15 protein-coding genes are annotated in these 14,066 nt (G+C 59.8%); 8 read left to right on the forward strand and 7 right to left on the reverse strand.

Annotated elements, in window-relative coordinates; genetic code table 11:
- Positions 1-18: 18 nt before the first annotated feature.
- From AXF13_RS06380 to AXF13_RS06395, 4 genes are all read left to right on the forward strand, one after another.
- Entirely contained in the window at positions 19-513 is a 495-nt protein-coding gene (locus tag AXF13_RS06380) for an HIT family protein (protein WP_062252085.1), read from the forward strand.
- A gap of 468 nt (positions 514-981) precedes the next feature.
- The gene (locus AXF13_RS06385; protein ID WP_062252086.1) at positions 982-1,431 is read left to right on the forward strand and encodes a LapA family protein; all 450 of its coding nucleotides are present in this window, start codon (positions 982-984) and stop codon (positions 1,429-1,431) included.
- Positions 1,432-1,560: 129 nt separating this feature from the next.
- Complete coding sequence (gene mutS, locus AXF13_RS06390; RefSeq protein ID WP_062252087.1) at positions 1,561-4,302, forward strand: DNA mismatch repair protein MutS; 2,742 nt, start codon at positions 1,561-1,563, stop codon at positions 4,300-4,302.
- Positions 4,299-4,706 (forward strand): DnaJ family domain-containing protein, encoded by a 408-nt coding sequence (locus AXF13_RS06395; RefSeq protein WP_062252088.1) that lies wholly within the window; start codon positions 4,299-4,301, stop codon positions 4,704-4,706. The genes mutS and AXF13_RS06395 overlap by 4 nt, the downstream gene beginning before the upstream one ends.
- 92 nt (positions 4,707-4,798) lie before the next feature.
- On the opposite strand, the gene AXF13_RS17245 is transcribed toward AXF13_RS06395, so the two are convergent.
- On the reverse strand, positions 4,799-5,428 hold the full coding sequence (locus AXF13_RS17245) for a Smr/MutS family protein (protein WP_223299989.1): 630 nt from the start codon (positions 5,426-5,428) through the stop codon (positions 4,799-4,801).
- 48 nt (positions 5,429-5,476) lie between these two features.
- Here AXF13_RS17245 and AXF13_RS17250 point away from each other — a divergent pair, with 48 nt between their 5' ends.
- On the forward strand, positions 5,477-5,854 hold the full coding sequence (locus AXF13_RS17250) for a hypothetical protein (protein ID WP_223299990.1): 378 nt from the start codon (positions 5,477-5,479) through the stop codon (positions 5,852-5,854).
- Between the two features lie 55 nt (positions 5,855-5,909).
- On the opposite strand, the gene secG is transcribed toward AXF13_RS17250, so the two are convergent.
- The 3 genes from secG to rimI all read right to left on the reverse strand — a co-directional run bounded on the left by secG (position 5,910) and on the right by rimI (position 7,774).
- Entirely contained in the window at positions 5,910-6,320 is a 411-nt protein-coding gene (gene secG / locus AXF13_RS06405) for a preprotein translocase subunit SecG (RefSeq protein ID WP_062252090.1), read from the reverse strand.
- Positions 6,321-6,512: 192 nt separating this feature from the next.
- Positions 6,513-7,277 carry a triose-phosphate isomerase gene (tpiA, locus tag AXF13_RS06410; RefSeq protein WP_062252091.1) on the reverse strand — a complete coding sequence of 255 codons (765 nt, stop codon included), beginning with the start codon at positions 7,275-7,277 and terminating at the stop codon, positions 6,513-6,515.
- 20 nt (positions 7,278-7,297) lie between these two features.
- Complete coding sequence (rimI, locus tag AXF13_RS06415; RefSeq protein WP_223299991.1) at positions 7,298-7,774, reverse strand: ribosomal protein S18-alanine N-acetyltransferase; 477 nt, start codon at positions 7,772-7,774, stop codon at positions 7,298-7,300.
- Here rimI and AXF13_RS06420 point away from each other — a divergent pair.
- A complete protein-coding gene (locus tag AXF13_RS06420; protein WP_062252092.1) occupies positions 7,773-8,291 on the forward strand; it encodes an NUDIX hydrolase in 519 nt (172 codons plus the stop codon). The genes rimI and AXF13_RS06420 overlap by 2 nt on opposite strands.
- Before the next feature lie 194 nt (positions 8,292-8,485).
- Here the strand turns inward: AXF13_RS06420 and AXF13_RS06425 are convergent, their stop codons facing one another.
- Genes AXF13_RS06425 through AXF13_RS06435 form a run of 3 tightly spaced genes read right to left on the reverse strand, consistent with a single transcriptional unit; the run spans position 8,486 to position 11,349 of the window.
- Positions 8,486-9,271, reverse strand: coding sequence for an inositol monophosphatase family protein (locus AXF13_RS06425; RefSeq protein ID WP_062252093.1), 786 nt, complete (start codon positions 9,269-9,271; stop codon positions 8,486-8,488).
- A 12-nt stretch (positions 9,272-9,283) separates the two neighbouring features.
- The gene (mreB, locus tag AXF13_RS06430; RefSeq protein WP_062252094.1) at positions 9,284-10,309 is read right to left on the reverse strand and encodes a rod shape-determining protein; all 1,026 of its coding nucleotides are present in this window, start codon (positions 10,307-10,309) and stop codon (positions 9,284-9,286) included.
- Positions 10,310-10,311: 2 nt separating this feature from the next.
- Positions 10,312-11,349: a GAF domain-containing protein gene (locus AXF13_RS06435; RefSeq protein ID WP_009301575.1), complete on the reverse strand. Its 1,038-nt coding sequence runs from the start codon at positions 11,347-11,349 to the stop codon at positions 10,312-10,314.
- 229 nt (positions 11,350-11,578) lie between these two features.
- On the opposite strand from AXF13_RS06435, the gene AXF13_RS06440 reads away from it, so the two are divergent.
- Together AXF13_RS06440 and AXF13_RS06445 are read left to right on the forward strand one after the other, a co-directional pair.
- Positions 11,579-13,315 carry a hypothetical protein gene (locus AXF13_RS06440; protein WP_062252095.1) on the forward strand — a complete coding sequence of 579 codons (1,737 nt, stop codon included), beginning with the start codon at positions 11,579-11,581 and terminating at the stop codon, positions 13,313-13,315.
- A complete protein-coding gene (locus AXF13_RS06445; protein ID WP_062252096.1) occupies positions 13,312-14,064 on the forward strand; it encodes a 16S rRNA (uracil(1498)-N(3))-methyltransferase in 753 nt (250 codons plus the stop codon). Before AXF13_RS06440 ends, AXF13_RS06445 begins: the two co-directional genes overlap by 4 nt.
- Positions 14,065-14,066: the final 2 nt, after the last annotated feature.

A 14,066-nucleotide genomic window follows, 5' to 3' on the forward strand; every position in this document is an offset into this window, starting at 1 on the left:
GTGTATGCTAGTCTGGTCATGAAACAACTTTGGGCGCCTTGGCGCATTGAATACATCCTCGGACCCAAGCCCGATACCTGTGTTTTTTGTCTGCCCGATACCACGGACGAAGACGAGGAGCGGCTGGTGCTCTATCGCGGCACGCGGGCTTTTGTGATCATGAATAAATATCCCTATAACAACGGGCATATCATGGTCTGTCCGTACCGGCACATTATGGCTCTTGCCGATCTGGCCGCCGAGGAAACCCACGAAATCATGGATCTGATCCAGCGCTGCACGGTGATCCTCAAGGAGCACTTCAACTGCGAGGGCATCAATATAGGTCTCAATCAGGGCCAGGCCGCAGGCGCGGGCATCCGGGAGCATCTGCATTTTCATCTGGTGCCGCGCTGGAACGGAGATTCATCCTTTATGGCCGTATTTGATGAAGTACGTACCATGCCGGAACATCTCAGCCGCACCTATGCGGCTTTGCGGCCCTATTTCAGCCGCGACGGAAAAGAGGCCTGATCGTCTGCCTCCCCTTCGGTTGCCATCGGATGGAATTGAGCGCGGCGATAACACGAATGGATAGAGCTTCCGACGCGCCTGACAGCGCATTTGCATCTTAATCTGCTTACGATGTGCTCAGCGCTTTGCCGTCAGGCAAAGCGGTTTTCTCAAAATGCCTTGGTAGCGATTCACGCTTGAAATGAGTGAATTGCCCTGGTGGTCGCGTGAGCGGACCCCGTGCCCAAGTGCGAGGAAGCGACCGGAGGCGACCTGACGTGCCCGTTAGCCCAAAGGGCTTACGGGCATTGATGGCAGCGATAAACCGCGTTTTAGCATTGCTGTCGGTATCCGTACGGCTCGAAGACTCGCCAACGGCTACCGCTTCCGCAGTACGCGGGCGGCGTAGAGTTTGAAGTGCGCAACATTTCAAACGCAAAATGCGGTAAAAGAATTTTGGGACAGCTTGTAGCCTCGAGGAGTATATCTATGCGGTATGTCAAGGTTCTGTTGCTCGCCATCCTTTTTTTCCTGGCTCTGGTCTTCTTTTTCCAGAACCAGAACGCCCTTTCCCAAAATCTGGTGCTGACGCTCAATCTTTTCTTCCTGCCACCCATGGCCTCCATTCCCCTGCCGTTCTATTTCCTGATCGTAGCGGCCTTTTTTGTGGGCGCCGTGCTGGCGCTCGCCTTCCTGGTCTGGGACAAGGTCAATCTTTCCGCGCGCCTTATGAAGAGCAAGTGGCGCGTCAGCAGCCTTGAGCGCGAAATGGAAAAACTGCGCAAGCAACTGGGCGCGGAAACCTCGCGCAGCTCGTTTTTGCGCAAGACGCAAAGTACTTCGCCCAATGCCGACAAGTCCGCAGGGGAAAACAAGCCCACAGCCGCGCCCAGTGCTCTGCCCGAAGACGTTCAGGCTCCTGATCCCGATAAAGCATAATTGATCCCGCCTGACCGCGCCCGGTCCCCCGGGCGCGGTTCTCTTTTTTATATGGTTTACGCGATGGCGCAAATAGGTTATCGTTTATAACTAAACGATTGCAACACCTTTTAGCGCAGCGTAACTACCATGCCAGAAACTCCCACCAAACTGACGCCCATGTTCGAACAATATATGCACATCAAGGCTGACTACCCTGATGCTTTGCTTTTTTATCGTATGGGCGATTTTTATGAATTGTTTTTCGATGATGCCGTGACTGCGGCGCGCGAATTACAGATCGCACTGACCAGCCGCAGCAAGGACAGCGAAAATCCTGTGCCCATGTGCGGCGTCCCCTGGCATGCCGTGCAGAGCTATGTAGCCCAGCTTATCGATAAGGGCTTCCACGTAGCCATCTGCGACCAGACCGAAGACCCCAAGGCCGCCAAGGGCCTGGTCAAACGGGCCGTCACCTGCGTGATCACGCCGGGCACGGTTCTGGAAGACGCCAATCTGAACACCAAAAGCCACAACTATCTGGGCGCGCTTTGCTACGATACGGGCCAAGGCCGGGGTGGTTTCGCCTGGGCGGACATTTCCACCGGGCAGTGGTCAGGCGTGGAGTTCAAACGTCAGGCAGAGCTCTGGCAATGGGCTCAGAAGCTGGCGCCGCGCGAACTTCTGGTGCCGGAAGGGCTGGAACTGCCGCCCCACTGCCTGCTGGAAGGTGTGCGCATGGTGCGCATGCCCGCCGCGCATTTTGACCTCAAACGCGCCACGGAGCGCACCCTCAGGGCACAGGGCGTACAGGAAGCCGGAGCGCTGGGTCTGCAAGGCAAAAACGAACTGATGCGTTCCTGCGGCGCGCTCTTGGTTTATCTGGATCAAACCCAGAAGCGCGATCCAGATCATCTCATGCCGTTTAAACCGCTGGACCTGAGCCGTCGCCTGCTGATCGACGAAGTGACCGAGCGCAACCTGGAAATCTTTACCCGCCTCAACGGCCGCAAGGGCAAGGGCACGTTACGCCACGTACTGGACGATACCATGACGCCCATGGGCGGCCGCTTTCTGGAAGACATGCTCCGCCATCCCTGGCGGGAGACCGGACCCATCGCGCGCATTCAGGAAGCCGTGGCCTTTTTCCATGACGACGACAACCGCCGCGCCGCATTGCGGGAAGCCCTGCGCGAAGTCTACGATCTGGAGCGCCTTTCCACCCGGATCAGTCTCAATCGCGGCGGCCCGCGTGATTTCATTGCCCTGCGCAACAGCCTCGCCGCCCTGCCCAAGGTCCATAACGCCCTGATCACAAGCACGGACGGCAGTTATGCCACGGAGGCCCAGTCTCTGGGGCACGAATTGCCGCAAAGCCTTTACCAGATAGTCAAAACCTGGGACCATCTGGAGGACTGCACAACCCTGCTGAGTGCGGCCCTGGTGGACAGCCCCCCCACCGTGATTACCGACGGCGGTTTGTTCAAAAGCGGTTATAATGCCGAGTTGGACAAACTGCTGGATCTTGTGGAGCATGGCGAACAAAAACTTCAAGAGTTACTTGAAGAAGAGCAGAAAAAAACCGGCATCGCCAAGTTAAAAATGGGCTATAACCGTGTATTCGGTTATTATTACGAAGTAACGCGGGCTTCCCATTCGGGCCCAATGCCGGAACATTTCATCCGCCGCCAGACCCTGGCCAATGCGGAACGCTTCACCACCGTGCAACTCAAGGAACTGGAAGAAGAGCTGCTTTCCGCCGCGGACAAGCGTAAGAGTCTGGAATACAAAATGTTCCAGGATCTGCGGGAGCATATGGCTCGTCAGCGCGAGCGTATCGTGCACATGGCGGATCTGGTGGCCCAGCTGGATTACTGGCAAAGCCTTGCCCAGGTGGGACGGCAGAACAACTGGTGCCGTCCCCGGCTCACGGACAGCGCGCATCTGGACATCCGCGAAGGTCGCCATCCGGTGGTGGAAGGCATGCTGGGCAGCGCCAACTTTGTGCCCAATAATTTCCGTCTGGACCAGAAGCGCCGCCTCTGCCTGTTGACCGGCCCCAATATGGCGGGCAAGTCCACGGTGCTGCGGCAGGTTGCCATTATTTGCCTGCTGGCCCAGATGGGTTCCATGGTCCCGGCGGCCGAGGCCACGCTGGGGCTGGTGGACCGTCTCTTTTCCCGCGTGGGCGCTTCGGATAATCTGGCCCAGGGTCAGAGCACATTCATGGTCGAGATGATGGAAACCGCGCGCATTCTGCGCCAGGCCACCCGGCGCAGCCTGGTCATTCTGGACGAAATCGGGCGCGGCACCAGCACCTATGACGGCGTGGCCCTGGCCTGGGCCGTTGTGGAGGATCTGGCCAGGCGCGCCGGCGGCGAACTGCGCACGCTTTTCGCCACGCACTACCATGAGCTCACGGCGCTGGAGGGACGCATTCCCGGCGTTTTCACCATGAATATCGCCATTCGCGAGTACAACAACGACATTCTGTTCCTGCATAAGCTGGTGCCCGGCCCGTCGGACCGCAGTTACGGCGTGGAGGTGGCGCGTTTGGCGGGCGTGCCCGTCCCCGTGGTGCAGCGGGCCAGGACCATCCTGGCCGGTCTGGAGCGGGGCCGCGAAGGCTCGCGTAAAGCCGTGTCCGTGGCGTCCATGTCCCTGCCCGGCCTGGATCTGCCTAAAGCGAAAACGGAAGCTGACGCCGATCTGCCGGAGATCAATGCCGCGCCGCCCGCAGCGGAACATCCTCTGGTGCGCTTGTTGTACGATCTCACGCCGGAGACGCTCAGCCCGCTGGACGCGCTCAAACTTCTGATGGAATGGAAAAGCCTCTGGGGCACGGAGCCGGATACGGATGCCAATGACGGCGATCAGAACGAGGAAGCATGAGCGACGCCAATCCCTGGTCGGTCATTCAGTTCATCGCTGAAAAGCGTATTGAAGAGGCGCAGGCCAAGGGAGAATTCGACAATCTCCCCGGCCGGGGCAGGCCTCTGGAATTGGAGGATATGAGCCATGTGCCCGAGGAATTGCGCATGGCCTATAAAATCCTGCGCAATGCGGGCTGTCTGCCGCCGGAACTGGCCGAGCGCAAGGAGATCAGCCGCCTTGTGGATATGCTGGAACAGTGCGAGGATGAGCAGGAACGCGTGCGCCAGATGCAGAAACTGCGCTTCATGATCCAACAGGCCCGGATGCGCCGCCAGCACTCCATCCAGATTGAACAGGATGATCCCTACTATGCGCGTCTACTGAAGCGGATCACCGTTCTGAGCAAGCGGCATCAGAAGTAAGTGCACTTTGAAATCACTTCAGGGTCTGTAGTCCTTCGGACAACGGCTGCCGCATGCAGCGAGCGGGCAAAAAGGCATAGTGTCAGCAGACCCTAGTACAAATCCGCGTCTGCGGGCATGCGCTCCCAATAAATCCGGCCTTTTTTACGGTACTTGCGCAGCAGCACATAGACACTGCCCGGACCGCCGTCATGGGATTGCGCCGTGCAGAAAGCCAGCACCACCCGCTTGAAAGGATCCTGAGTCAGCCAGCTTTGCAGCTTTTCACGCAGCACGCCCATCCCGTCAGGCGAATTGCGGCCCCGCCCGGGCACCACCAGCACAGTGCGAAGCCCCTTGTACCAGCAGCCGCGCATGAAACCCCGCAGGGCTTCAAAAGCCTGCACGGCATTCAGGCCGTGCAGATCCAGATGCGCTTCCGGACTCAGCCCACCGGCACGCAGCTTGTTCATGATCATCTGATCCAGGCCCACCACATGCCCCTCCAGATATTCATCCGTAAAGGAAAGGGCGAACTCCAGCTTGCCGTCCATGAAATCCTGCAGACTCAGCTCGCCCTGCGGCGGCGGGGTGGTCGGTTGCGGTTCAGGGCTGACTTCGCGGCCCCGCGCCTGCAAGGGACGCACTTCTCCCATGACCCGCAAAAAAGCCAAGGCGTCAGCGTCGTCCGCGTTGGCGGTCGCCTGCTGCTGCGTCGCTTCCCCTGCCGCTTCCGGCTCCACAGGACCGGCCTGCTCTCCACAAACACGCTCTGGGGCAACAGATGTCCTTTGCGCGGCCTCGCCCGCAGCGGCCCGGTTCTCTTTACGGACCTTTTTGCGCCCACCGGCGTCAGGCAGGGAGCACTGTTCTTCCAGGCGGAAACCATGCGTGCCGCCTTTTCCTTTTTTACCTTCCCGCCGCACGCGACTCATGGCTTGCATGAACAGTTCAGTTTCTTCGGGATTCAGTGTGGCATCATCCACGTTATCCTGCGCTGCCCCCGCGTGCACCCGCTGTTTTCCCCGCCCTTTCTCCGGTCGCAAGACGCATTTTTTCGCTGCGGCGGCTTTTTTTCTGTCGGGAAAATTCTTGAGATCCAGAGCGCGGAAAGGATTTTCCGCAAAAATATCATTGTCGGACATGGCGATACCGGAGGACTTTCATAAATGGTAAAAAAAGCCGCGGCATGGCCGCGGCTCAACACTGTCGTCTGCAGAAAACTTATGGCGCTTTGGGGGCGTCAGCCGGTGCCTGGCCGCTCTGCGGAACCGCCGCAGGCTGCTGCGGCGCGGGAGCGACCTGCCCGGCATTCTGATCGGGCTTGGGCGCGGGAGTCACAGGCGCAGCCGGGGCCGGAGATGCGGGTTCCTCAATCTTGACGTTCAGAATGGTGGACTCGCTGCTGGGACGGGAACTCGTCACATAGGTGTAGCTCAAAGAGGTGATCATGAAAATGACGGCCATCAGCGTGGTAAGTTTGGCCAGAATGCCTCCCGCGCCGCCGCTGCCGAACACCGAGGTGTTGCCGCCGCCGAAAATAACGCCCATGCCTTCCTTACCCGATTGAAGCAGGACCAGAATAACCAGCAATACGCACACAATGATATGCAGCGTAAGAATAAGAGTCTGCACGAATTCCTCCTCACCACCCGGCACAACCCGGCGGCGCGCCAGAAAAAAGGATACACCGGCCTCACATCGCGCAAACGCCGCGCGACAACCCGGTAGTTGCGTATGCCCCGCCGTCAATCAACGAAGCCGTAATCAAAGCGTCCCGACCCAGCTGCTTCCGCCTGCGGGCAAACGCGGCGGGACGGGCGTTCACTACGATCCGATAATCTGCAGGAAACTTTGCGCCTCTAAAGAAGCGCCTCCTACCAGAAGACCGTCCACATTGTCAAGCCCGACCAAGGCGGAAGCATTGTCCGGTTTGACGCTGCCGCCATACAGAATGGGCAGTTCCGCAGCCGTTGCGCCGATCAGGTCCGTAAGCAGGGCGCGCAGAACAGCATGCGCCTCCTGTACCTCCACCGGGCCAGCGACCTTGCCCGTGCCGATAGCCCAGACAGGCTCATAGGCAAGGGCGAGCCGACCGGGCAACGTCCCGCGCAGGGCTTCCGGCAGAGGCTCCAGAGCCGTGGCAAGCTGGCGGGCAAGCACGTCCCTGAGTTGCCCCGCCTCACGCTCATGCAGCATTTCCCCCACGCAAAGCATGACCTTAAAGTCCTGCGTCAGGGCAAAAGCCGTCTTGCGGGCCACCAGCTCATCGCTTTCACCAAAGACATGGCGGCGTTCGGAATGACCGGCCAGAACCCATGTCGCGCCCGTATCACGCAGCATGTCCGCTGAGATCTCGCCGGTAAAGGCGCCCTGCTCCGCAGGATAAAAATTCTGGCCGCCCACAGCCAGATTTTTCTTGCCGGTAAAGGCCTCCGCCACGGCAGTTATGTCCGTGAACGGCGGAAACACCAGCACCAATCTGTCGTGAGGCGTTCCGTCAGCCAGAGCTTCGGCCAGTTCTCGAGCGGTTTGCGCGGCTTCAACACGGGTTTTGTACATCTTCCAGTTGGCGGCGATGATTTTTTGCATAACAGCACCTTTGGCTGGGATCATTCTTGCAGAAGGCAGACATAGATAAGCGCATCTTCGCCGGTATCCGTATAGTAACGCGGGCGCACGCCCACTTGGCGGAAACCGCTGCCCTGATACAGACCGATGGCCGCGTGATTGCCCACGCGCACCTCCAGCAGAACTTTTTGCATACCCATTTTGCGGGCCACTTGCAAGGCCATGCCCAGAATCCGTCGCCCGAAGCCCTTGCGGCGCTCTTCGGGCCTGACGGCCAGGTTGAGTATTTCCAGCTCGTCCAGGGTATGGTATACGGACGTATAGGCCAGCAGGTCCATACCCCGAAAAAGGCCGAAAGCCGCGAAAGCCGGTTGCTCAAATGCCGCGCGGCACTGCGCCTCGGACCAGGGCAGGGAAAAACAGCGCTGCTCAAGCTCCCGCATGGCCACGGCATGACGCGCGTCAAGGCGCTGGAAGGCTACCGGGACCGACGCGTCAGAAGAAACGGATGCATACATGGATCAAAGCCTTTATCCGGGATTGAAAAACGCCGCTTCTTTCCTGGAGGTGGTGGACGGGCGCAATGCGCCGCTCTGCATCATGGCTGAAAAAGACGTGCTGCGCCAGCGTCTGCGTCATCGCGCCACGGCCCTGCTGATCCGCGACAGCACGGGCCGGGCCTTACTGAGTTTCCGCGAGGGACAAGGCTGGGGCTTTTCGTCCTTTGCCATGTTGCGGGCCGGGCAATCTTTTGAAGAGTGCGCCCGCGACATGCTCCAGGAGGACTGGGGCGAGCAAGGCGGACGTTTATTGTCTCTGGGCCTCTGCCCGCCCTGCCGGGAAAGCCGCCAAGCCTTTGTGGCCCTGTTTGAAGCCCGCCTGCCCGCCGCCCTGGCCGTCCAAAAAGCCCTGGATCCGGACCGGAGCATGCTGCTGGACTATGATGAACTCAAGGGCCTGGGCGCGCATTTCGGCGATTTGCTCTCGCCGTTTATGCGGGTGGCCGTTCAGGGCGGCTACGTGCGCCCGCGCTGAACCTACAGCATTTCCCGTTTAATAATATTATACATTTCAAACTGTACGTCGCCCGCGTGCTGCGGAAGCGGCAGCCGTTGGCGAGGCTTCGTGCCGCAGGATACCGACAGGAATGCCTTCGATCGCATCCTTGCACGCGGGCACCAGAGCAATCCACATTTGAAATGAGTGAATTGCTCTAATTCCGGGAAGACTCAGGCCGTTTTTAGCAGAAGCGCCGCCATGGCGTCGTGCAGACGGCCGTTGCTGGCAAGAAGCGCTTCGCCGAAGCACAGAGGCTCATTGCGCAGATTGCTGACCCTGCCGCCCGCTTCTTCCACCAGAAGCCAGCCTGCCGCCATGTCCCAGGGCTTCAGGCCCGCCTCATAAAAGGCGTCCAGACGACCACAGGCCAGATAGGCCAGATCCACCGACGCGGCCCCGATGCGCCGCAGGCCCTGGGTTACGGGCAGGACGGCGGCGAGCCGCTCCAACACTTCCGGCAGACGCGCGGCCACATCATAGGGAAAGCCCGTGCCCACCAGCGCATCGGCAAGTGTGGCGGCTTCGGAAACGGCAATGGGCCGGTCGTTGCAGAAAGCCCCCTGCCCGCGTACGGCCCGGAAGCATTCGTCCAGCATGGGCACATTGACCACGCCCAGAACCACCCGATCTTCCTGCCAGAGCGCCACGGAAGTGCCGACCTGCGGGACGCGGTGCACGAAATTGGTGGTGCCGTCCACCGGATCGATAATCCAGCAAAGCGAGCCCGGCTGCTGGTCCGGGGCACTGCTCTCTTCAGCCATAAATGACGCCTCGGGCAGCAGGGCGGCCAACTTTTCCTTGAGAAAGGCCTCCACAGCCAGATCCGTTTCCGTCACCAGATCAATGCTGCCCTTATGCCGCACACAGCGCGGCCGGGACCAGTGATCGCGGATGATGGCGCCGCTCCGACGCACGATATCCACGCACTCGCGCAAAATGGACGCCGCCTGGAACATGGCAAATCCTTGTCAGTTGATGAACACAGAGTGATAGGCCCGGCGGTCGAGCATGGCCCTGGCCGTGCCGCGCAGAACGGTGGTCAGCGGCTCTTTGTCCACAAAGACCTTGAGGCGGGTCTCGCGGGCGATGAATTGATCCAGCCCCTTGAGCAGAGAACCGCCTCCGGCCATGAGCATGCCGTTGCGGTAGATATCGGCGGAAAGTTCGGGCGGCGTTTTTTCCAAGGCACGCAGCACGGTTTCCAGAATGGCCTGTATGGGTTCGCGCAGGGCTTCGCGGATGTGCCCCTCGCTCACCGTCACCACTCTGGGCGTGCCCTGCACCAGGTCCTTGCCGGAGACTTCCAGGGCCGGGGCATTGGCTTGAGGCATGGCCGAGCCCAGGATTTTTTTGACATTCTCCGCTGTGTTTTCGCCCAAATCCATGCGGAACACATCGCGCATATAGCGCTGTACGGCCAGATTCATGGCATCGCCGGCCACCCGGATGGACTGGGCGTTGGCGATGCCCCCCAGGGAAATGACCGCCACCTCGCTGGTGCCGCCGCCGATGTCCAGCACCAAATTGCCCAGCGGCTCGTGAATGGGCAGGTCGGCCCCGATGGCCGCAGCCATGGGTTCCTCCACCAGGCTCACGTCGGCCGCGCCCGCCAGCAGGGCGGCATCTATGACGGCCTTTTTTTCCACCTGCGTGATGCCCATGGGAATGCAGATGACCATGGAGGGCTTGACCAGACGCAGGCCGTCGATGGCCTTGCGCACGAAATAGGCGATCATTTCGCGGGTGACGTCAAAATCCGCGATGACCCCGTCCTTCATGGGGCGGATGGCCCGGATGCGCTGAGGCGTGCGGCCCAGAAATTCCTTGGCTCCGGCGCCCACGGCCAGAACGGCGTTTTTTTGCACGTCAATGGCGACCACCGACGGCTCATTAATCACAATGCCGTGGGTCCGGGTATAGAGCAGGGTGTTGGCCGTGCCCAGATCCATGGCAATGTCTTTGGAAAAAAAGCGAAAAAAACGCTGCAGGAACATAATTACAGTTCTTTGCGCGGCGGCATGGGCGCGGTATCCGGGTCATAGGCCTGCGGTCCGTCGCTGTGCACCTGGGCCTTGGGCAGCATAGTCCGCAGGCGGGTTTTGAGGTACAGATTCTCCAGAAAAAGCGCCAGATGATCCACTGCCTGGCGCACGAAGCTGCGCATGCTCTCGTCGATCTGGCGGGGACTGGTGTGCGCCAGGCACAACACGCCGCGCGTGCTCTTGTTGACCATCACCGGCATGCACATGGCGGCCTGAAAATCCGGCATGTCCGGCAGCTTGCCGAACAGTACCGAAGCCGGAGCCCCCTCCACGCCCTCGGCCACCACGGGCTGGTCGTTACGGAACACCCAGCCGGTAATGCCGCTGCCCATGGGCAGGATCAACGGTTCGCCGTCCATCAGCAGCAGGCGGGCCGACTCGCACTCCACGCAATACGTTTCGCCGGGCGCGTCCACCGAAGCAAAGGCGCAGTAGTCAAAGCCCGTGGCGTCGGCCATGGTGCGCAGATAATTCTGCAAGAATTGCGGCCAGCGTTTGTAGCGGAAGCGCAGGTCCTGAATAACGCCCAGTTCGGCGAAGTAGCGGGGAATGTCCCCGGCCAGTTCCTGTCGGCCGCGGCTGCCCTGCTGGCGGGAGATCAGCTCCGCGAAGAGCTGCAGTATCTTGTGGTCCTTGTCGGAAAAGGAATACTGCCGCTTGCTGTCCACGCACAGCGCGCCGCCCGTGGGCACCGGGCAGCCCATGAAAGCCTTGATGCTGGCTTCCTCGCCGTCGGCGTAATAGCCCAGATTGCTCTGGCGCTGGTCGAAATTGGGCACCAGCAGGGGCTGCCGATTGCGGATGATCCAGCCCACCAGTCCCCTGCCCGGCAGAATGGAGACGTCGGGAGAAATCTTGTCGCCCAGACTGAAGGCCGCGGACAGATAGTGGGCCTCGCCTTCCTCGTCGGGCAGGAACAATACGGCTGAATAGGCGTCAAAAACACTACAAACAATGCTCAGAATATGTTTTTCAAGAGAATTTGCGGTCATAGCGCGTGGGGTTGAAGGTGACGGGGCGCGGCGGCCTAGGCAACGGCCCGCACACGCTGGCTTGTTGTAGCAAAGCGTTTCCGGCGTCGCAACTGCTTTTGCGCCGCGCGCGGGCCGTGCGCCGTAAGGAAAAAACGGAGCGGAAAATCCGCAAAGCCATACTCTGCGTACTGGAATTATTCCGAAAAAAAGGGTAACAAAATAAAAAAAATTGTTACAGGAATCGCGGATGATAAAATGGCAAGAGGTTTTCAGCAAAGACGGGCTGCCCTGGCAGGATGCCGCGACGTTGTCCGAACCTGTTGCCGTCAGCGACCTGGACGGTCTCAAGCGCTTTCTGGACGCCGTCCATATCCGTTTCTGCCTTGTCAAACCCTATCAGGAAAATAAAAATTATCCACTGGTGGAAGGGCGCGAGCTGCTGCCCTCCTTTGACAACGACATGTTCGAATACAAGGACCTGCCGGGCTTCGCCCTGGTGGCCTTTGCCCGCCAGCTGGACTATTTTTCCGAGATATTTCAATTCGACAAACTGCACCCGGTCATCACCGAGGCGGACGGCGCCTGCTGCCCGCTGGAAAATCAGGTCATTGACCTGAACATTCAGACTCTGGCGTCGCGCCTGCCGCGCATTCATCAGGATATTTTCCGCCAGCAGTTCCGTTACGTGGATACGGTTCTTCTGGATAATTATCCTTCCCTCATGCCCTATCTGCTGAACATGGACAGAGCCCAGGTGCTGGCCTGGGATGCGGACAAGTTCTTTCATCTGGCCGGGGTCTTCGCCTCCTTCCCCTCGGACATCGACAGCGAGCTCAAGCGCTTCGGCATCCGTATCGGCAAGTTCGTCTACGGCGACAGCGACATGTATGAACGCAACCGCATGTTCGTCTATCAATACCTCATGGAACTGTACGGCTTTCCCATCGTCTCGGAGCGACGCACTTCCAGTGCGCTCTTCGCCCGCAAACTGCACAAGATGGGCGAGCGTTTTCTCTTGCGCGTCATGGGCCAGACCGACCGCACGCTGACCACGTACATCTCCAACGGCGAAAACCGACGCTATCCCATGCTGGAAAAAATAGCCCTGGTGGCTGTGGACGAAGATCAGGAAGAGGCCCTGGACATCATCGACAAAGACGGCTTTTTTCTGGACAAGGCCAAGCGGGTGGTGATCATCCGGATCACCTACCGCCAGCACCGTTTCGACTCCAGCAACGTGCGCCAGGACCGCGCCCTTTCCGTGGCCGGTCAGGAAGTGCTGCACCCGCTCACCGGCGAACCTCTGCGCGGCCTGAACATCATCAAGGACGCCAGCAATATGTTTTTGCGCCTCAACGATATCGTCCGGGGCGAATTCACGGGCCGCATTGTCTACAAGCGTACGGAAGTGGTGGAAAACACCGACACGGACGAAAAACGCCTCAAATTTCTGTACACCTGGCTGAGCAAGCACCAGCGCCGGATGATCAGCTACAGCGACGAATTTTTCGCCAATGTCAGCAAAGTCCTGTCCGGTTATCTTTTCGCGCCGGAAAACAGCGAAGTGTTCGATAACATGCGCGACCTGTACCAGGAAGTCTGCACGCGCTTCAGCTATATTCAGCAGGCCCGGCGAGTGCGCATTCTGGAAGACATCTGCCAGCGCACTTTCAAGGGCGCGCGCATCACCTACCGGCAGATGATGCGCGAGGCCGTGGATCTGCTTAACGAACTCAAATTTGAGATCGTCAATTTCTTCCCGGCGCTGGTGGACGACATCATCGGCTGCGTGGAAAAAATTCTGCGCGACCGGTATTTGCAGCGTAATTATCTGGATGTGCCTGAAAGCTCGCTGACCAAGGCCGGCTTGGAAATACGCAAGAACTACGGGCGCCTGGTCTCGCTGCAGGACGGCTTCAAGGCCGTGCGCAAGGCGCGCCTGGGCACGGAAGCCAAGGTAATGAAGGAAGTGATTGTGGCATGAGCGGACCGTTTTTTTATCTGCCGCCCGAAGCCTGGGGGCGGGAAGTCAGCCTGGAAGGGCAGGAAGCCAAGCATCTGGGACAGGTGTTGCGCCTTGTGCCGGGCGACGAGGTGAGTTTGCTGGACGGGCAAGGCCGCACGGGTCGCTTTGCTGTCCGCGCGGTGAGCAAAAAAAGCGCCCACCTGGAATGCCTGCGTGAATCTTTTACGCCCCGGCCCGCATCCCTGGCTGTCATGGCTCTGGCCTTCAGCAAGGCCGTGCGGCGCGGTTTTTTTATGGAAAAGGCCGTGGAACTGGGCGCGCATGCCGTCTGGCTCTGGCAGGGCGACCACAGCCAGGGCAAACTGCCGGCCGGCGCGCGCGATTCCTGTCAGGGGCAGATGATCGCCGGCGCCAAGCAGAGCGGCAACCCCTGGCTGCCGGAAGTGCGGGCTTTGACCGGGGGCGTGGACGAGCTTGTGGAACTTTCCCGCGTCGCCGACCAGCGTATTCTGCCTTGGGAAATGCAGGAAAATGTGCCCATGCTGACACCGGATCTGGCGGGCAGGACGGGTGTGACCGTCTATATCATCGGGCCGGAGGGCGGTTTTTCCGCGCGGGAACTGGATGCCCTGCGCGCGGCGGGTTTTGCGGCGGTCAGCTTGGGAGCCCGGATTCTGCGTTGTGAAACGGCTGCCACCCTTTGTCTGGGCATTCACTGGTGGGCCTCGCAATTGCCGGGCCGAAATGCGGAACACGCGGAGAGCTGAAC

Source organism: Desulfovibrio fairfieldensis (assembly GCF_001553605.1).
Classification (GTDB): Bacteria; Desulfobacterota; Desulfovibrionia; order Desulfovibrionales; family Desulfovibrionaceae; genus Desulfovibrio; species Desulfovibrio fairfieldensis.

Coding starts and splice junctions, on each gene's coding strand:
- AXF13_RS06380 (WP_062252085.1), top strand. CDS start 19: ATGAAACAACTTTGGGCGCCTTGGCGCATTGAATACATCCTCGGACCC.
- AXF13_RS06385 (WP_062252086.1), top strand. CDS start 982: ATGCGGTATGTCAAGGTTCTGTTGCTCGCCATCCTTTTTTTCCTGGCT.
- mutS (WP_062252087.1), top strand. CDS start 1,561: ATGCCAGAAACTCCCACCAAACTGACGCCCATGTTCGAACAATATATG.
- AXF13_RS06395 (WP_062252088.1), top strand. CDS start 4,299: ATGAGCGACGCCAATCCCTGGTCGGTCATTCAGTTCATCGCTGAAAAG.
- tpiA (WP_062252091.1), bottom strand. CDS start 7,277: ATGCAAAAAATCATCGCCGCCAACTGGAAGATGTACAAAACCCGTGTT.
- AXF13_RS06420 (WP_062252092.1), top strand. CDS start 7,773: ATGGATCAAAGCCTTTATCCGGGATTGAAAAACGCCGCTTCTTTCCTG.
- rimI (WP_223299991.1), bottom strand. CDS start 7,774: ATGTATGCATCCGTTTCTTCTGACGCGTCGGTCCCGGTAGCCTTCCAG.
- AXF13_RS06425 (WP_062252093.1), bottom strand. CDS start 9,271: ATGTTCCAGGCGGCGTCCATTTTGCGCGAGTGCGTGGATATCGTGCGT.
- mreB (WP_062252094.1), bottom strand. CDS start 10,309: ATGTTCCTGCAGCGTTTTTTTCGCTTTTTTTCCAAAGACATTGCCATG.
- AXF13_RS06435 (WP_009301575.1), bottom strand. CDS start 11,349: ATGACCGCAAATTCTCTTGAAAAACATATTCTGAGCATTGTTTGTAGT.
- AXF13_RS06440 (WP_062252095.1), top strand. CDS start 11,579: ATGATAAAATGGCAAGAGGTTTTCAGCAAAGACGGGCTGCCCTGGCAG.
- AXF13_RS06445 (WP_062252096.1), top strand. CDS start 13,312: ATGAGCGGACCGTTTTTTTATCTGCCGCCCGAAGCCTGGGGGCGGGAA.